Genomic DNA, 19,165 nt, shown 5'->3' on the forward strand with positions numbered 1-19,165 from the left:
CAGAAGGCAAGCTATTGCCACCTTATCCATCGATATCCCCTGCAAAAATACATTTTTATGATCTAAAAAATTTTGATCCATATGATTTTATTAATTCTGAAAACGATGTGGTCCTATGTTTAAAGTCAGTTAGAACGCTGAAAAAAGGCGGTTGCGATTTGTTATTAGTCTACAGTCAATACCAGCCTGCTGTTCCAAATTACGGAAGGGTTCCAGACTTCATCAATCGCTGTCATCGGATATACCGAAGTATCCATTTTTAGAGTACCTGTGGCAGCCAGATTAAAGGCTTCGGGAAGTAAGGCTTTAAAAAAGGTGTTGACCTCCTCGTCATTCCAGCTTCCTAAACCCGACCCTAGCAACTGTATATCCGTTCCGCGTAAAATCGATGATGATAATTCCATTAAATCCCCAGACATCGCACCTACATTGACAAACTTTGTTTTATGTGTATAATGTCCCTTACCTTTTAAAGCCTCTAAAATCATCTTAGCACTGTGTCCCCAAAGGTAATCAATCACGATATCTACCGGTGATTCAGAGTCAATCGCTTTAATCTGGTCGATAAAATCACCTTCGGACTGTTTTAAAGAGACCAAGGTATCCGCTCCTAAATCCAGTAGCGAACTTAGTACCTCTTCATTTCTACCCGTTACGCTAACCTTCGATGCGCCATAGTGCTTGGCCATTTGAATCGCCACTTTTCCGGTGATCCCCGTAGCACCATTAATCAATACATGTTGTCCTTTTTGCAATTTTGCACGCAGCATTAGTGCGATTACCGACCCCATCAAAGCATTGGGTAAGGCCGCAGCCAATTCGTTACTCAAGCCGTCTGGGATCATTACCAAACTGCTTTTTTTAATCAAGGCTTTTTCTGCCAACATCCCCGTAATTCCAAAACCATAGACCCGTGTATTGTCATCGAGCAGTCCCACGCCATCAGTACCAATTACTCGCGGTATAAATTCAGCAGTCTGCGCAGAATAATGCTTGCCACTCGCGATAGCGCGGTCTAAGTTTTTAATAGAAACCGCTTTGACATGAATACGTACTTCATCGTCATTTTTGGGAAGAGGTTGTTCGTATTGTTCAACATATACAGGATCACTCCCTTTGGTCATTACTGCTATAGCTTTCATGCTTAGATTTTTTATTATTAAAATATAAAATTAATACAGTTCCGAAGACTGAACGATAACATTTGTTATCAAATTCAATTATTTAAGAGCTAATTTGCTTTTGATTCGGCTTAAATGGACTTTAGAAATCCCCAAATACGAAGCGAGGTAATGTTGGGCAATTCGCTGAACGAGTTCCGGACGTTCATCGAGCAATTTTAAATAGCGCTGTTCGGGAGTTAATTTTATAAATGACAAGCTGTGCTGCATATAATCAAAAGTACGATCAAAAATAGCATTGATAAAAAGGTCTCGAAAATCTCTTTTTTCCAAAGTATCCTCCAGGACTATTTTAATATCCTTTTTATCCGCTACGAGCAAATCACAAGCTTCTATGGTTTCTATAGTGATTTGACTCGCACTGCCTTTCCAAAAACTCTCCATAGAAGCAACAAGACTTTCTTCTAAAAAAAACTGAAAAGTGACGTCAGACCCCTGATGATTGATCCACACTCGTATACAACCTTTTTTTATCCAATAAACCTTTTCTGCTATTTGTCCCTCTTCCAACAAGATCGTTTTTGCTGAGAAACTTTGTGGTACAAAAAAATGCTGGTACTTCGCGATCAGCTCAGCAGTCAGCAAAGGATTTAAAACTACGCGTTCAAACATCTTTTTTCTTATTTGCTATTATTTCTTCATTCCAAAACTATGATCAGCAAGTTACTATTAAAATCTAATTCAGTATTTATTGGACTTACTAAAAACAGGTCTTTTTTTAATATAATTACACGGATAATTGCAACGGTACCTTCCTTATAAATCAGTAAATTCTTCAGCCCCCTCCAGGCTCTTAGCTGTCTCAATTTTTTTTTAAAACTTTACCTATCCAAAACCGTCGGCTGTTTGGCCTTTCGTTCAAACACCGCATTATCCGACATAAAACAACAATTATTTATTTTTTTTTGATAATTTTTAGCCAAAAAAATAGGTTTTACCCCTATAAATATTTATTTTTATAATTGTAAAACACTTACTAATAGATACGATTTTTCGCTTTTACCTTGGCTGTTTCGGTTGAATTATATCTATTTGATTGCGCAATGTCAACGACCTTTTTACGAAACTATAAATAGCTCCATATGAAAAAAGTTAAAGATAAAAACACCGAATTACACGTAATGGATTACGGAAGTGGTCCTGCTGTTATATTAATGCACGGATGGCCTTTGAGCTCCAAATCCTGGGAATATCAGATTACTCATTTGGTGAACAACGGTTACCGCGTTATTGCTTACGACAGAAAAGGATTTGGTCAATCAGCGGCGCCTTGGGATGGTTATTCCTTTGATGAATTGGCTGATGATTTGAATCAATTGATACTCGATTTAAAAATTGACAAATGTACCTTGGTTGGTTTTTCAATGGGAGGCGGTGAAGTTATACGCTATCTGAGTAAATACGGCTCCAAACACGTCAGTCAAGCTGTGTTGGTATCATCGATTATACCTTTGGTAAAGCAACATGCAGACAATCCGGCGGGAGTTCCGCAGAAAGATTTAGATCAGATATTGCAAAAATTGAAAACGGATCGACTGGCCTTTTTAAAGGACTTTCACCAAGGCTTTTACAACTATACAGATAAAAATCCTACGGTTCATCCCGCTCAATTGGATTTTGATTTTAGCATTTCCTCTCAGACTGCTGCACACGCTACAATCAAAGCAGCGCAATCCTGGATCGATACTGATTTTAGAGCCGAATGCAAGAAAATTGATATACCGGTTTTAATCATACACGGCGACGCCGATCAGAACGTACCCATAGCCACTGCAGGAGATCAAGCACATCAATTGATTAAAAACTCCATCTATAAGGTGTATAAAAAAGCTCCTCACGGTTTGAATATCACGCACAAAGATGATTTGAATAAAGATTTAGTCGAATTTTTAGGAAGCTAGATCCTCATCAACAGCTAAGGACTTAATTAAAACAGCGAACTTGCACAAGAATTCAAAAATTTATTTGAGATTCCGCATTGAGAAAACAATTTTTCTCAACGCAATACACACCTTTTTTTAGATCTATTAGTTTAGGCGACCACATCTAAAAAAGGTTGTTGTATTGCCACAATTACGAGTTCCATCAAGCCTTTCAACAATGCTATCTTAGTATTAAAATACATCACTAAAAAAACTCGCATAAGTTTGTTTCCAAAAAACATCTAGACTAAATACTTGAAGCATATTACCTGCTCTAGTCTACTTTGCACTCGATTGCCCAAGACTTTTACTACACAAAACCATAGATGTTATTTTACAACAACTGCCCCATACCTCTTTTATCATCGTCGTTTGTCCACAAATGTAATATTCATTGATTACGATGGCTGTAAGTGCGATACTCCTATATTCTTAAACAAACTTTATATAGAACCGCAAATAAGCTAATAGCAAATTACAAGAAAATAAATATATTGTATGAAAATTAGATAAAAAAATAAATATATTAATTTAAAAAATTAAAAAAAAATAGTAAATATTCATTATTTTTAACCTAATATCAAAAACAATTACTATGAAAAAAACTACATTTCTGTGTATGATCATGTTGGTTTCGGGACTGACTACAATACACGCACAAACCCCAAACTGTCCTACAGACGCCAAGGAAGTGTCTTATGATATCATTCTGGTTGCTGGACAATCTAATACTCATTATGGATATCCATTAGATGCGGCATTGGATACGGTAAATTCGAGAGTTTATTCACTACATAGACAAAATGGGCTTGACTATCGAATTGCGCCTGCAAAACCGGCTTTGGATTTCTGGACTAAACAAACCAATAGAAATAGTTTTTCTATAACTTTTTCTAATTTGTATATTCAGGATGTCTTAAAAGATAGTCAAAGAAGAGTATTAATCATTCCGTGTGGATATGCGGGAAGTAGTATTACGAGTTGGACCAAGAATCAGAATTTATACGTTGATGCTATCAATCGGGTTAATTATGTTTTAGAAAACATTCCTGGAAGTAAACTAGTTGCTGTATTGTGGCATCAAGGTGAAGCTAATGTCGGATGGGCACCTTATCAAACTACTTTGGATACGATGATCGCAGATATGCGAAACGATATAAAACAAGAAAACACCGACGAAGTTCCGTTTATATTAGGAGGTATGGTTCCGTACTGGGTTAATTCTAACAGTAGCAGAAAACAGCAGCAGCAAATTATAAAAGACACTCCAAATAGAGTCAGTCATACGGGATATGCAGATTCTGAATTACCTACTGCGATCACCAAGCCAAACAATTCTTTCGACGATATACATTTTGATGCAACAGGACAGCGTGAAATGGGCTATCGCTATTACGATACTTTCTTAAAAATGATATCTAATTCCGATATGATCAACACCTCACAGAATCAACTCACAGAAACGATTTTGTCGGAAGCTGCAAATCAATCGCAAGTTATTATACATCCCAATCCGACTTCAGATCAGATTACTTTATCATCCCCTGTCACGATGAAACAGGTCGAAATTTACAACCAAGGTCAAAAGTCTGTATTTAAAAATCAGTATGACCACACCCTAGTCACCATACCAACACAAAATTTAGAAAAAGGACTCTATTTCGTGATCGTAACCTTGGAAAACAATCGTGTAGAGCGAATTAAAATTTTAAAAAAATAAGATCATGAAGACTATATATCTGCTCTTTTCGCTATTATTGGTACAAACCGTAATGGCTCAATCTGAAATCAATTGTTTACCCGACAATGAAGGTTATGATGTTATATTGGTTGCAGGACAATCCAATACGCACTATGGTTATCCCTTGGATACTGCCTTAGATACAGTAAATTCGAGAATTTATTCCCTTAATCGACACAACGGTAAGGACTATAGAATAGAGACTGCACAACCTGCATTGGACTTCTGGACCAAACAGACAAACCGAAATAGTTTTGCGATAACTTTTTCAAATCTCTATGTCAATAACCTTTTAAACCACAGTAAACGTAAAGTACTTCTAATACCCTGTGGCTATGCGGGTAGTAGCATAACCAGCTGGACAAAAAATCAAAACCTCTATACAGATGCTATGAATAGGGTAAATTATATACTGAATAACGCACCTGGAAGCAGATTAGTAGCTATACTTTGGCATCAAGGCGAAGCAAATGTAGGTTGGGGACCTTATCAAGCAACGCTCGATCAAATGATTGCCGATATGCGTTCCGATATTGAACAGAACAACATTCAGGAAATTCCCTTTATTCTTGGCGGTATGGTCCCATATTGGGTCAATTCAAACAGCAGTCGAAAACAGCAACAACAAATTATCAAAAATACTCCAGATCGCGTTATCAATACAGGATATGCCGATTCCGAAAGTCCCTCTGTTATTACTAAACCCAATAATGCCAACGATGATATTCATTTCGATGCGGCAGGACAGCGCGAAATGGGGCAGCGCTATTTCAATACTTATATCAAGATGAAAGCGGTTGCTTTAAAATTAACCATCAACAGATACCACGAAGTGGAATACAGTACGTCGAATTCAAAGCTTATTCCAATTGACAAAATCGATATAGTATCCAATAAAAACCTACAAACCGCTATAGTTTATAATTCAGACAATCAAATTGTATTAGCTGTAAATAACATTAATACAAATAGTGTAACTGTACATGTCCAGGAATTACCTCTGGACAATCAACCTTATAAACTACAACTCATTGACGATTATGGTTTTGTACACGATTATAAATTTTATCGTTAACCAGGTTTAATTAAAGTTTTGTACATAAATATAACGCCCTATGCGCGTCCATAATTTCTTAAAAACTCCGTAAGTATTAGTACTACTTGGAATTTCAAATAAACAGTTTACAAAAAAGGTCGAATTCTAGAAATTAGAATTCGACCTTTTTACTCTAACTATTTTCTCTCCATTATTTCTTGATAGAAACAGTTGCTTCATATCTTTTACTCACCTCGTTCCAATTGACGATATCCCAAATTGCAGCTAAATAATCCGCTCTTTTGTTTTGATATTTTAAGTAATAGGCGTGTTCCCAAACATCAATCCCCAAAACAGGAGTTCCCTTTTCTTCAACCACATCCATCAAAGGGTTATCTTGATTAGGCGTAGAGCTCACAAACAACTTACCGCTTTTATCAACAGCCAACCAAGCCCAACCTGATCCAAATCGATCTGCAGCGGCTTTACTCATCTTCTCTTTAAAAGCGTCCATGCTACCGAATGATTCGACTATTGCTTTGGATAGTTTAACAGACGGTTGAGTGTTTTTTTCAGGGGTTAGTATCGTCCAAAACAATTCGTGATTGTAATGTCCTCCAGCGTTATTTCTTACCGCCGGACTCTCCGCTGATATTTTTCCTAATATGGCTTCTAAAGATTTCTTTTCAAGTGGTGTTCCCGCAATGGCTTTGTTCAAGTTATTGGTATAGGCAGCACCGTGTTTGGAGTAGTGAATTTCCATGGTTTGAGCATCTACCGAACGCTCTAAGGCATTGTAAGCATACGGCAAAGGCGCTTGCTTAAATTGGGCCGACATCCACTGTGTACTGATCACTGCGGCAATAAAAAGGCTGGTTTTTAATATTTTCATAATGTATTTTTTTAGCTAAATTAAGTTGGTCCTAATTCTGAAATAAAGTTAGGCATTTCTAGCCGTACTCAATATTTTTTAGCATTTTTTATGATTTTGACTGTTGATTTAGTCTGCAACTGCATTACCATTTTTATAAAATAAAAATCCCCTCTTCATGCAAGCCATAATAAACCGCATTCTCCAATTGATTTTGAATATCCAGCCCTGTAAAAAGGCTAAAAGCAGGTAATATTAATTGTTGGGGCTGCACGACAAAACAAGGCAATCGCAATTGTTTTTTGGTAGTCATTTTTAAGGCTATACCCGGATGAATGTGTCCGCTTATCACAGCGACATCAGCTTTAACTATCGGTTGATGTACAAAGGCGACGCCATCAATTTCAAGAAAATCAACCACTTCATCTATACCTAACTGTTCAAAAACCATCGTTTTATGACGGTCGTGATTGCCTTTGATCAAGGTGGTTTTTAAGTCGGGGAAACGCCTTAATATTTCGCTTAGTTGCTGTACCTCAGCATTAGCTGCTGCGTGAATGAGATCACCGACCACAATCAATTGTTTGGGTTTGTAATGGTCCAACTGCCTTTCCAGACGGATTAAATCGCGTTGGTGTACTAAAGATGGAATTGGCAAACCGTGTTTGCGAAAATGCTGGCTTTTCCCCAGATGCAGATCCGATAAAATCAATATCTCCCTATCGGGCCAATACAACGTTCGTTGATTCGATATAAACCAACTTTTATCTGCAAATAGAATTTCCTGATCGATCATCTTATCTCTTTTTCTTTTTAAGGGTATTGCGCTGTATCATTTTCTCAATGCGGGTAGCGAGATTTTCACTGGATAAGGACTGTCTTAAACTGTCCACTTTTATCGGAAAACTCAAGGGTGTGAAAAAATCGGATTCTTTATAGATAATCGTACTTGCTGCGATACGGATAAAAGCTTGCATCAAACGCACTTCTTCCAATTGTTGGTTAAAAACTTCCGTATAGGCTTGGCGCAACAACAAGTGCTGGGGTTCAAAATCTTCGAGTACTTTAAACATGATGCTCGACGAGGCTTGCAGCGATTTGTTATTGCGTTGGGCACCGGGGTAAGTTTGAATAACCATACCCGAAATTACGGCAATTTCCCTAAATTTATGCAAGGCCATTTCGGTGGCATTGATGCTACTAAAAACATCTGCCATCAACGATTCTACGGTAAGTAATTGTTTTAAGATATCTTCATCAAGCGGTATGGGCTGATCGGTAAACAATTCAAAACCGTAATCGTTCATCGCAATTGAAAAACTAATCGCCACTATTTTACTGATCCGATAAGCAATCACAGTTGCCATGACCTCATGTACAATACGCCCCTCAAACGGATACATAAACAAGTGATAACCCTCTCGCGTATGGATTTGTTCGACCAAAAATTCCTTGACTTTTGGAATATGTGAATACAGCTTTTGATGTTGCAAAAGCGGTTTTAAAAACTGCAACTCTTTATCCTTTGGATGTTCATTTTGTGAATCTCCGATTTTTTCGCGTAAGAAATGCCCCAAATCCGAACTTAAAGGCAAGCGCCCTCCCAACCAACTCGGCGTGATGGCCTTGCCTTTGGAAGCGCGAACATAGACCGTTAACTCTTTGATTTGAATATACTCCAATATACGCCCCGCCAATATAAAACGGTCGCCTACTTTGAGTTTGCTGATAAAGTACTCCTCTACCATACCGATATAACCGCCTGATAGGAATTTTACGCGTATCATCGCATCACTGACAATCACACCGATATTCATACGGTGGATCATGGCAATTCTACGGTTTTCTACGAGGTATAATCCGTCTTCTCGATGTTGGACGCGATGAAATTCTTCGTAGTGTTCCCCCAGTTTACCGCCCTGTGTTATAAACAGTAAACACCAAGCCCATTGCTCGGCTTCCATAATCTGAAAGGCATGGGTTTTCTGAACCATTTCGAATAATTCGTCGGATTTAAATCCACCACCTAAAGCCAAAGTAACCAAAAACTGCACCAATACATCATAGGTCAAAACCAAAGGTGTACGCGCCTCTATGGTGTTGGTGACCATCGCTTGACGCAGAGCCGCTACTTCGATTAATTCCAAGGAATGGGTGGGTACAAAATAGATTTTAGACACTTCATGTGGGGAGTGACCGCTACGTCCGGCACGTTGTAAAAATCGCGCAATGCCCTTGCTGGAACCAATCTGTATCACCGTATCTACGGGTTTAAAATCAACGCCCAAATCCAATGATGAGGTACATACCACGGCTTTTAACAAACCGTCACTCAACGATTCTTCAATCCATTGTCGCAAAGCATGATCGATGGATCCGTGATGTAGCGCTAACAGACCCGCAAAGTCTGGATAGGCATTGAGCAGCAATTGGTACCACATTTCGCTTTGACTTCGGGTGTTGGTAAAAATCAAAGTCGAGCGGCTATTCAAGATTATCGGCACCACCTTATCGACCAACTTACCGCCTAAATGCCCCGCCCACGGCAATAGGGAAACTTCATCGGGATAAACGGGTATGATTTTTATTTTCTTTTTTTCTTTAGCGGTAATTTTTATCTTTTTGACTGCTTGGGGTATTAATACATCCAAGGCCTCATCCAAATTACCAATGGTTGCCGTGATGCCCCATATACGCAGTTTAGGCTGATTAAGTCTCAAATAGCCCAAAGCGAGTTCAACCATCACTCCGCGTTTATTGCCCATCAATTCATGCCATTCATCTACGGCAATGCATTTTAGGTTTTCAAACAATTTGTCGCGGTCCTTTTGCGCCAACAGCAGATGTAAACTCTCTGGTGTCAGCAGCAGTATATCGGGTATATTTTTCTTTTGTAAGGCCTTTTCTTTTATCGAGGTATCGCCGTTGCGCACCGATACCTTCCAGTCCAATCCAATGCTGTCGATAGCCTCTTGCATGGCTTTTGCCAAATCTTTGGCTAAAGAGCGAATCGGTGTGATCCAGATCAGTTTTAAACCTTTACCATAGGTATCGGGTTGATTCATATAGTCGATCAAAACCGCTAAAAAAATGGCGTAGGTCTTGCCGAAACCCGTCGGCGCAACCAATAAACCGCTATAGTGCTGACCATAGTACGACCAAGCCTTCTTTTGAAAATCAAAAGGCTGTTGATCCCGTTCTGCCATCCAATTGTGAATGAGCTGATAACCGTCCGTTTGGCTGAGTTTTGTTTTCAATAGTTAGCTTATCAATGATTTCACTTGTTCGAGCGTATCGATATCCGCTACGGTTTTATCTCTTCTCCATCGTTTGATTCTCGGAAAACGCAAAGCGACACCCGATTTATGTCGACTGCTAAAACCGATTCCTTCAAAGGCAATTTCAAAAACCAATTCGGGCTTTACCGTCCGAACCGGTCCAAACTTTTCTATGGCATTTTTATTGACGAATTTGCTGACCTCCTGAATTTCTTTATCGGTCAGGCCCGAATAGGCCTTGGCAATGGTAACCAAGGCATCGCCATTGCGAATGGCAAAGGTGTAGTCGGTATAATGTCCGCTGCGTCGACCACTGCCCTTTTGAGCGTAAATCAATACCGCATCTATCGTTAACGGTTCCAGTTTCCACTTCCACCAATCACCGCGTTTTCTACCGCTGTGGTAAGGGGACTCGAGGTTTTTAATCATCAGTCCTTCGCTGGAATGTTCGCGCGACAAAGAGCGGCTTTTTATCACCTGCTGCCAATTGGACGCTTCTTCTCTTTGGGAAATCACGACCACTGTGGACGGGTTTTGTATGACTATATCTTCTAAAATTACTCTTCTTTTCCTTAAGGGCTGTTCCCGTATGTCGGTGCCTTGATATTCTAACATATCATAGAGATAGACTGAAACAGGTAATTCCTGCAACATTTTCTTGGTTAGCGTTTTCCGATTGAGTCGTTTTTGCAGGGAAGTAAAGTTTTGTATTTGCTTATCGATCACCACCAGCAACTCACCATCCACAACAAAATCATCGGTCCACTTTAAAAACTCTTGTTCTATTTCTGGAAATTGAGCCGTGATCAACTCTTCCCCTCTAGACCAGATAAAAACTTCACCGTCTCTTTTGATGATTTGTGCCCGTATACCGTCCCATTTGTATTCCACCTGCCATTGTGCTGCCTCCCCCAATTCCTCTATCTCTTTATCCAAGCCATAGGCCAAACAAAATGGATAGGGCTTGCTCTTGTGTACTTCGGTGAATTTGCCGTGAACGAGGTCTTCGAAATTGACTTGATCCATTTGCCAGTCTCCCATTAAACTGTGGGTCACCGCGGCGGGTTCCAGCTGATAGTAGTGCGCAAAGGCATTGATTAATGTTTTGGAGGACACACCAATTCTAAAGCTACCTCCGATCAATTTATTAAAGATAAAGCGTTCTGTGAGATTCAGATGCATCCACGCATCAATTACAAATTCGCGTTTCTCTTCTTCCGTGCCATCTCGCAAGGCGATAATCTGATCCATCCACTGTGATAAGGATTGCTCTGTGGTCTGTTCACTTGGAGGAAGGATTAAAGCAATAGTTTCGCCCAAATCTCCTACGGTGGCATAACTCTCTACAAAGAGCCATTCTGGCAATTCGGTAAGCGTAATCGCCCATTGTTTTAACAAGGTGGTATTGACCGAACGCTTGGGACGTCTACCTGTAAACAACGCCAAAAACCATAGTTTATCTCGCTCCTCGGCTGTGTCCAAAAAACGGTAAATCGCCTCGTATTTGTGCGTGGTTTTGTTGGTGCTATCCAGGGCGTGAATTAAAGTAGCGAATGTTTTCATAGGACATTTTATTCAGGAGTTTTATCGTCTTCTTCATTTCCGTATTCCGTTTGCAATTCGACTGCTTCTATGCCCAATTCCGTCAGATATCTGGCAAAAACCGCTGTTTGCCCGTGGGTGACATGTACTTTTTCTGCTCCCGTATTTTGAACGGCAGTGATTAACCCATCCCAATCGGCGTGATCACTGATTGCAAAACCCGCATCGGCACTACGCCAACGGCGCGCACCTCTGACCTGCATCCAGCCCGAGCAAATGGCATAGGCTTTATTGGGAATCTTTTTAAAAACCGAGGTATCCACCAATGACGGTGGTAGTATCACAATCTGTTGATCTAAATGAGTTACCGATTCTCTAAAATCGGCCGTCTGGTATTCGGGCAATTTTATACCCACTTGTTCATAAGCCTCATTGAGCTTCCCGATCGAGTAATGCACGTGTATCGGAGCTATCCCTTCAATCGCCTTCATGATTCGCTGTGCTTTACCCAGCGAATAACCTATAAAAACAGAGGTTTTACCCATTTTCTGATTATCTATAACCCATTGTTGCAATTGTTGATGCTGTGTGGCTATTGAAGGCCATCGGTAAATCGGCAATCCGAAGGTACTCTCCGTTACAAATTCATGGCATTGTACTACTTCAAAGGGCGTCGACAGTCCGTCGTCTTGAATTTTATAATCTCCAGAAACCACGACGACCTTACCCTTGTATACCATACGAATCTGTGCAGATCCAATGATGTGTCCCGCCGGATGAAAACTCACTTGCACTCCATTAATACGAATAATCTCATTATATGCTATTCCCTGCACATTAATATCCTCACTAATACGACTCTTTAAAATCGGCACCGTAAAATGGTGACATAAATACGATTTCATGCCCCAATGTGCATGGTCTGCATGCCCGTGAGTGATCAATGCTTTATCTACAGGTTTCCACGGATCGATGTAAAATCGACCGGGAATGCAGTAAATACCTTTATCCGTAAATTTCAACATAAGTTATAGAATTATTTAAATTTAATTAAAATAAATGACGGTATCACAAATTTTAACTATTAAATAATACAATTCCCAAAATATAGCTTTGGGAAATCAGCGACTACTTTTTAACGAATAGTTACCTATTATTTCTCAGACTGTGTGTTTTAAATATACTAAATTTGTATTATAATATCTTGATAGTCAATAATGGAGCGCATAGAAGAGAAGTTGCGTATTTTAGCAGATGCTGCAAAATACGATGTGAGTTGCAGTTCTAGCGGTAGCAAGCGCAAGAACACGGGTGGAATCGGAGATGCGTCAGCCTCGGGTATTTGTCATACCTATACCGAAGACGGCCGTTGTGTTTCGTTATTAAAAATTTTGTTGACCAATTACTGTATTTACGACTGTGCCTTTTGCGTCAGTCGGAAGAGCAATGACGTGCAACGCGCTGCCTTTACCGTTGAAGAGGTGGTGGACTTGACGATGAATTTCTACCGCAGAAACTATATAGAAGGATTGTTTTTGAGTTCGGGTATTTTTAAAGATGCCGATTATACGATGGAACGCCTGTTACGCATCGTTAAAAAACTGCGTTTGGAACAGCATTATAACGGCTATATCCATCTAAAAACCATACCGGGTGCCAGTAAGGAGTTGATACTCGAAGCGGGATTGTATGTCGATCGAATGAGTATCAATTTAGAGATGCCGACCGAAGCGGGCTTAAAATTAGTCGCGCCAGAAAAGGATCACCAATCGGTACGCGAACCCCTACAATTTGTCAACGAAAAAATTCAAGCACTTCAAGGCGATCAGAAACTGATCAAACACAAACCGCTATTTGTACCTGCCGGACAGAGTACACAGATGGTTATTGGTGCTACGCCCGAAAGCGATTTGGAAATCATGAATGTCGCCGATGAATACTATAAGAACTACAATTTAAAACGGGTGTATTACAGCGGTTATATTCCAATTAACAACGATAATAAAAACTTACCACAGATCGGTACGCGTCCGCCGTTGATTCGCGAAAATCGACTGTATCAAACCGATTGGTTACTGCGGTTTTACGGTTTTAAATTGGACGAGATTCTAAATCCTTCCTTTACCGATTTGGATCTCGACATCGACCCAAAATTGAGCTGGGCCTTGCGCAATCCACACTTTTTCCCCGTGGATATCAATACGGCAGAGTATGCCGCTATTATTCGCATTCCCGGCATTGGTAGACAGTCGGCCATGAAAATCATTCAGGCACGTAAATTTGGCGTTTTACGCGAATTTCAATTAAAAAAAATGGGCATTGCTTATAATAGAGCTCGTTTTTTTATGGTTTGTGCCGATACGGCATTTTCGCGAGGGAGCTTGCAAATGCACCAAGTTAAACACCATATCTTAAAGGGCGGTAATAGTAAGTTTCAAAGTTTACCCGCTGCCAATCAATTGAGTTTGTTTTAATATGATTTATGTATTTGACGGCAGTTATCCCGGATTGTTATGCAGTGTATTTGAAACTTTTGAAATGCGCGAATGGGACGCAGTACCCGTGGCACAACAGCATTTTCAACAAGATATCTTTACACCTTTTAGAACGATAGACTCCATCGATGAGAAAGCGGAACGCATTGGCAAAGCGATAAAAACGAAGTTTGGCCCTGCTTTTTCCAATGAGGTGTATCGCGCCTATTTGTCGGAAGACCCCTTTGCGTGGCAATGCATACACTACCTCATCGTTCAAAAATTCAAAGGTCGTGACATCCTCAATGATTACGGAGATAACAAGGTGCTTTATTTTCATCAAACCCTAAAAAAAGTCAGTCGAGAACGGCATCGGATGAAGGCATTTATTCGCTTTCAGAAGAGTTCCGACGAACTGTATGTGGCGGTTATGGAACCCGATTTTAACGTGTTGCCTTTGATTTTGGCTTTTTTTAAAAACCGGTATAGCGATCAACGCTGGTTGATCTATGATTTAAAGCGCGACTATGGCGCCCTATACAACAAAACAACTATTGAAGAGGTGATACTGAGCAAATCCGAACAACGCGATTTGAATCCATCCGAAGTTGCATTGGCCCTAGATCCTAAAGAGGTTTTATATCAGAGCCTATGGAAATCGTATTTTAAAAGCACCAATATCGAAGCGCGCCGTAATATGAAATTGCACCTGCAACACGTGCCAAAACGGTATTGGAAATACCTAACTGAAAAATAATTCTGTGCAAATTTTGAACATAAAAAAACCCGAACAGCGTCCGGGTTTTTCAATTAAAAGAGTTATTGCAACCAAGCGTTTATTTATCTCGTTAGGGTATTTTTATAAACCACACCGTCTTTCATAATCACTAGAAAATTATTTTCCGGATCGCTAACCAAGTCGATGTTTTCCAATGGATTGCCATCAACAAGTATTAAATCGGCATAAGCACCCTCTGTGATTTCACCGAGTTTTCCCTTTTGATATGGGTTTCGTTTACCGCTCATACCCAACAACTCTGCATTGGTAGAAGTAGCCATTTTCAAAATCTCAAAAGGCGTATACCAACGACTTAATTTAGCCAGTTTTTTTCCTTGTTTTTTAGCGGATTCGCTGTCGAATAAAACATCGGTTCCCCAGGCTGTTTTAATCTTATATTTTTTAGCTAAGGCATAAGCATCATCGGTGCCTTTACTCATTTCGATTTGTTTTAAGCGATTCGGAGATCCCGCAGGAAGTGGATTGGCATCTTCATCGTCCAGAAACGGTTGTAAACTCCACCAAATACCCTTTTGAGCCATTAATTTAGCGGTTTCCTCATCGGCCAATTGTCCGTGATCAATACAGGTTACACCGGCGTTAATAGCTGTTTTTATCGCGTTAGGCGTATAAGCGTGTACGGTAACATAGGTTCCCCAATTTTGCGCCGCCACTACGGCTGCTTTAAACTCGGCATCGGTGTATTGGGTAACGTCTAAAGGGTCGTAGTCTGACGCTACACCTCCTCCAGCCATCAATTTAATCTGAGTAGCACCTTGTCTTAATTGTTCTCTAGTTCGCATCAATACCGCATCTTGTCCGTCGGCAACAGCAACAATACCACTGCGTTCTGCATACGACAACTCCCCTATTTTTCTAGGTACATCGGTTGGTAATCCGAAATCACCGTGACCTCCCGTTTGCGAGATAAACGCACCACTTGAATATACTCGTGGCCCTACAGCCAATCCCATGTCAATAGCCTTTGCTAAACTTAACGACCCACCGCCTAAATCCCGTACCGTGGTAAACCCGCGTAACAATTGCTTTTCAGATGCTTTTGCGGCGATAAAATTCAACATCGCAAAATCAGCGGTCATCGCTTGTAATTTGGGTACCGACTCAAACATTAAGTGTACGTGGGCATCGATTAATCCCGGCATCAAAAACTTGCCCTTACCATCGATGACTTTGATTGTTTGATCGTTTGCAGTAGGTATGGATGTAGTCGATATTTTAGCAATTAAATTGCCTTCAATCAATACATTGCCCTGAGTAGTTTTGTTGTCCAAGCCATTAAAAATTTGAACATTCTGAATCAGCACTTTAGTGGGCTGTTTCGACTGCCCATAGCCATTAACATTAATGACAAAACTGAGTACAGCCAGGCAAAATATTTTTGATTTCATATTTATATTGTTTTTTGATTTTTAGTGCAATTTCTATACAAGATAATCAGCTTTAAACTGCCTGCCTATCTCATTAAATTCAGTTATTTTAAAGCACATCCGATAACTCCGGATCCTTATCAAACACCGATTTTGCAAAGGGACATAGCGGTAAAATTTTAATGTTATTTGCCCTACTGTACTCCACCGCTTTGAGCACTAATTTCTTTCCTGCTCCTGTTCCTCTCAATTTGTCAGAAACCTGCGTATGATCGATAATCATCATGGTATCCCCCGCTTTAGAATAGGTCATTTCGGCTAATTTCTCACCGTTTTCCTCGATATAAAATTCACCTTTAGTCGTTGTTTCACTCTGTTTGATTTCCATATAATTGTTTTTTAATTGCTTAACTAATAACATAACCCAATAAGAAAAAGTCGTTTTTGTAACTAATTTTTTGATTGCGACTAAGATATTCTAGTACATCTTATACCATAACCTTATAACGCGATTGATTTCTCAACCGCATTTAGTCAAGAATAAATTGTAAAATCAAATATATTATTTTTTTTCGATATGAACTTATATAGACTTAACCCTCTGCTAAAAGCCATCAATATTTTTCGCTTTCGACTCTATAATGTTTACTATTCAATTGCCGTTTACAAACTGGCTTATTCTCTCAATTAAAAAAGCACAGTGAGACTAATCTCACTGTGCCATATAATTCACGATTTGTGAGTATTACTACTTATGGTAATTGACTGATAGCCGTTTCTAAATCAGAATAAGAATTAGTAGAAATTAAACTACTAGACGAAACCGTATAATTCGCATTATATCCAATAGTCGTAGAGATAATACTATAAATAAAATTACCGTTTTGTTGAGCCACAAATATAATATGACATTCTAAACCAACAGGTAATAGACCGGTATGCTCTTCAAAAGTATTGGTACCTGAATTAAATACATCAAACTGTGCCAACATATTATCTTCTCCTTTAACAGCTAGATAAACCGATGAATTGGTATGGTTAAAACCAGCTGGTGGTACCACTTGAATTTTAACCTTATCTCCTGGCATATTACTGCGAATATCAATATTACACCAACCGAAACTGCTTGAATTATTTAATAATACATCATAGAAAGTTCCTCCTTTACCTCCAAAAATTGTACCGTCGTTTTCAAAACTCAAGTCATTTGGATCTGCAGGAAGCCATGTTAAATTATCATTGGCATTGATGTCTCCATTCCATAAAACCATACCTACTGGTGAAGCTTGTGAATTAAAAGTACTGATATTAATCTTTATAGGGTTTACAACTTTTACTTGTTCCCCCTGGTAAGTGATATCTAAATAGAATTCTCCACCTGTACGCAACAAACTTAATTTTCCTGCCACTATCCCCATCGTAGGTTTATTAGTAACAGCCATTTTTCCCTTTTCAAAGATTTCAATATACTTAATCACAATATCTCCTGTAATATCCTTCCCGTCATGAGCTACAATTGATTTTGGAGGTATTACAATGTTCGATTTGCTCTTAGTGTAAAAAACAGCACCTTTTTCCGAGTCAAAATAAACTTTGCTTATCTGAGTAATGTCTGACAAGGCTCCTTCTCTAATTTTTTTTAACTTAACATCAAGTCCTGATGTCATTTTTTTATTGTCAGCCTCAGTACTAGTACTATCCGAACTACAAGATGCGAATGTCAACGACAATGCCATCAACATAAATAACACTTTTTTCATAATTTAAATTTAATTGGTTAGTAAATGGTACACCCACTGCTCTTATCAAACAGCTGGCGCACTTATAAATTAATGAATCTCGTAAAAAATATTCCGGACTACTTCTACTAAAGACATATTTACATCATAAAAATAAGAATTTTATTTAATTTTTAACAAAAAATATTTATAAAATAAAATAAAATTACGTTTTATAAATCAATTAAATCTTTAAAATTGCAAAAATCGCAGCGTTTACCGCACTTTAATTAACATTGTATTAATTTAAATTCAATACCTTCAAGCCATCCATTTTACAACTTATTAGAATCTTTTAAAAACTCCCCTAACCAAAAAAGCCCTTTGACAAATTCAAAGGGCTTTTATTTAATCTGTGGCTTATATTAAATCGACAAGACGTTGTATCCGCGTTCTTGCAATTGAAACATATATTTATGTGCATTGGGCGTTCCTTTGATATACGGATTAATCGAATCCATACTGACACCATAGACTTTCATGGCAAATTCACAAACCCTCAATTGGACTCCGTATTGCTCTGCAATCTTAAAGGCTTCCTGAAGGTCCTTGTCGGTAGCCAACTCTTGAACCATTTGTCCCATGATAACGATTTCAAAGTCAACCTTCGGATTGGCTTGTTTGATTTCAGTAGCAGTCATGATAGCACTTCGTAAACTTTTAACCGATTGAACTAAGATCGCAAATTTTTTTCCTTCAACGGTTTGCTCTAAATTGGTTTTCGAAGCAACAGCTGCCTCCGTCATCTGAGCGAAACCCAACAGGGCAATACCCGCTATTATAAGTGTTTTTTTCATCGTAAAACTACTGGTTTTTAGAATTATTTAATCGGACAGAACTAGCTATACAAACCTTCCTCTCCCCTTATTTTTCATACTACAAACCTCGACCTAATAAGCTTTATAGACGGTAACAAATGTTACAGCTTTGAATTTGTATATATCCTATTTTTGTTGTAAATTATAATAATGAAAAACGTTATAGCTTATTTTAGATCGTGGACCATCATCCGGTATTTGCGTTTGGGAATCGGTGTAGTATTTCTTTTCGAGATGTTTGATTCGCAGTTATGGATCTTAGGCTTGGTGGCAGCTTTTTTCTTTTTTTTAGCTTTTTTTGTTGGATGTTCTGGAAACTGCACGATCAGAACCCGAAAATTTTAGCATAAAACAAACC

The 19,165-nt window shown here is 39.0% G+C and carries 17 protein-coding genes; 6 read left to right on the forward strand and 11 right to left on the reverse strand.

The genetic code is table 11. From position 1 onward, the window contains the following. Positions 1-164 precede the first annotated feature (164 nt). Positions 165-1,142, reverse strand: coding sequence for a zinc-binding alcohol dehydrogenase family protein (locus L1275_RS10945; RefSeq protein ID WP_253472857.1), 978 nt, complete (start codon positions 1,140-1,142; stop codon positions 165-167). Positions 1,143-1,220: 78 nt separating this feature from the next. Then, the gene (locus L1275_RS10950) at positions 1,221-1,793 is read right to left on the reverse strand and encodes a Crp/Fnr family transcriptional regulator (RefSeq protein ID WP_253472860.1); all 573 of its coding nucleotides are present in this window, start codon (positions 1,791-1,793) and stop codon (positions 1,221-1,223) included. Positions 1,794-2,263: 470 nt separating this feature from the next. On the opposite strand from L1275_RS10950, the gene L1275_RS10955 reads away from it, so the two are divergent. From L1275_RS10955 to L1275_RS10965, 3 genes are all read left to right on the forward strand, one after another. After that, positions 2,264-3,082 carry an alpha/beta fold hydrolase gene (locus L1275_RS10955; RefSeq protein ID WP_253472862.1) on the forward strand — a complete coding sequence of 273 codons (819 nt, stop codon included), beginning with the start codon at positions 2,264-2,266 and terminating at the stop codon, positions 3,080-3,082. Positions 3,083-3,698: 616 nt separating this feature from the next. After that, positions 3,699-4,823, forward strand: coding sequence for a sialate O-acetylesterase (locus L1275_RS10960; RefSeq protein ID WP_253472865.1), 1,125 nt, complete (start codon positions 3,699-3,701; stop codon positions 4,821-4,823). 4 nt (positions 4,824-4,827) lie between these two features. Beyond that, positions 4,828-5,919, forward strand: coding sequence for a sialate O-acetylesterase (locus L1275_RS10965; protein ID WP_253472868.1), 1,092 nt, complete (start codon positions 4,828-4,830; stop codon positions 5,917-5,919). A gap of 172 nt (positions 5,920-6,091) precedes the next feature. On the opposite strand, the gene L1275_RS10970 is transcribed toward L1275_RS10965, so the two are convergent. From L1275_RS10970 to L1275_RS10990, 5 genes are all read right to left on the reverse strand, one after another. Next, positions 6,092-6,772 (reverse strand): superoxide dismutase, encoded by a 681-nt coding sequence (locus L1275_RS10970; RefSeq protein ID WP_305882336.1) that lies wholly within the window; start codon positions 6,770-6,772, stop codon positions 6,092-6,094. Positions 6,773-6,905: 133 nt separating this feature from the next. Further along, positions 6,906-7,547 carry a ligase-associated DNA damage response endonuclease PdeM gene (gene pdeM / locus L1275_RS10975; RefSeq protein ID WP_253472871.1) on the reverse strand — a complete coding sequence of 214 codons (642 nt, stop codon included), beginning with the start codon at positions 7,545-7,547 and terminating at the stop codon, positions 6,906-6,908. Between the two features lies 1 nt (position 7,548). Next, positions 7,549-10,008 carry a ligase-associated DNA damage response DEXH box helicase gene (locus L1275_RS10980; protein WP_256499871.1) on the reverse strand — a complete coding sequence of 820 codons (2,460 nt, stop codon included), beginning with the start codon at positions 10,006-10,008 and terminating at the stop codon, positions 7,549-7,551. Positions 10,009-10,011: 3 nt separating this feature from the next. Further along, positions 10,012-11,592 (reverse strand): ATP-dependent DNA ligase, encoded by a 1,581-nt coding sequence (locus L1275_RS10985; RefSeq protein ID WP_253472873.1) that lies wholly within the window; start codon positions 11,590-11,592, stop codon positions 10,012-10,014. Between the two features lie 8 nt (positions 11,593-11,600). Next, positions 11,601-12,596, reverse strand: coding sequence for a ligase-associated DNA damage response exonuclease (locus tag L1275_RS10990; RefSeq protein WP_253472876.1), 996 nt, complete (start codon positions 12,594-12,596; stop codon positions 11,601-11,603). A 192-nt stretch (positions 12,597-12,788) separates the two neighbouring features. On the opposite strand from L1275_RS10990, the gene L1275_RS10995 reads away from it, so the two are divergent. Together L1275_RS10995 and L1275_RS11000 are read left to right on the forward strand one after the other, a co-directional pair. Next, positions 12,789-14,045: a putative DNA modification/repair radical SAM protein gene (locus L1275_RS10995; protein WP_253472879.1), complete on the forward strand. Its 1,257-nt coding sequence runs from the start codon at positions 12,789-12,791 to the stop codon at positions 14,043-14,045. A gap of 1 nt (position 14,046) precedes the next feature. Next, positions 14,047-14,802, forward strand: a complete 756-nt coding sequence (locus tag L1275_RS11000) for a TIGR03915 family putative DNA repair protein (protein ID WP_253472882.1) — start codon at positions 14,047-14,049, stop codon at positions 14,800-14,802. 83 nt (positions 14,803-14,885) lie between these two features. Here the strand turns inward: L1275_RS11000 and L1275_RS11005 are convergent, their stop codons facing one another. The 4 genes from L1275_RS11005 to L1275_RS11020 form a co-directional block, all read right to left on the reverse strand. Further along, a complete protein-coding gene (locus tag L1275_RS11005; protein WP_253472885.1) occupies positions 14,886-16,232 on the reverse strand; it encodes an amidohydrolase family protein in 1,347 nt (448 codons plus the stop codon). 88 nt (positions 16,233-16,320) lie between these two features. Next, entirely contained in the window at positions 16,321-16,599 is a 279-nt protein-coding gene (locus L1275_RS11010) for a GNAT family N-acetyltransferase (RefSeq protein ID WP_253472888.1), read from the reverse strand. A 364-nt stretch (positions 16,600-16,963) separates the two neighbouring features. Then, positions 16,964-17,971, reverse strand: a complete 1,008-nt coding sequence (locus L1275_RS11015; protein ID WP_253472891.1) for a hypothetical protein — start codon at positions 17,969-17,971, stop codon at positions 16,964-16,966. 383 nt (positions 17,972-18,354) lie between these two features. Further along, complete coding sequence (locus L1275_RS11020; protein WP_253472893.1) at positions 18,355-18,786, reverse strand: DsrE family protein; 432 nt, start codon at positions 18,784-18,786, stop codon at positions 18,355-18,357. A gap of 171 nt (positions 18,787-18,957) precedes the next feature. Here L1275_RS11020 and L1275_RS11025 point away from each other — a divergent pair, with 171 nt between their 5' ends. Beyond that, a complete protein-coding gene (locus L1275_RS11025; protein ID WP_253472895.1) occupies positions 18,958-19,152 on the forward strand; it encodes a hypothetical protein in 195 nt (64 codons plus the stop codon). The last annotated feature ends 13 nt before the right edge of the window (positions 19,153-19,165 follow it).

Source organism: Flavobacterium sp. HSC-61S13 (genome assembly GCF_024171535.1).
Taxonomy (GTDB): domain Bacteria; phylum Bacteroidota; class Bacteroidia; order Flavobacteriales; family Flavobacteriaceae; genus Flavobacterium.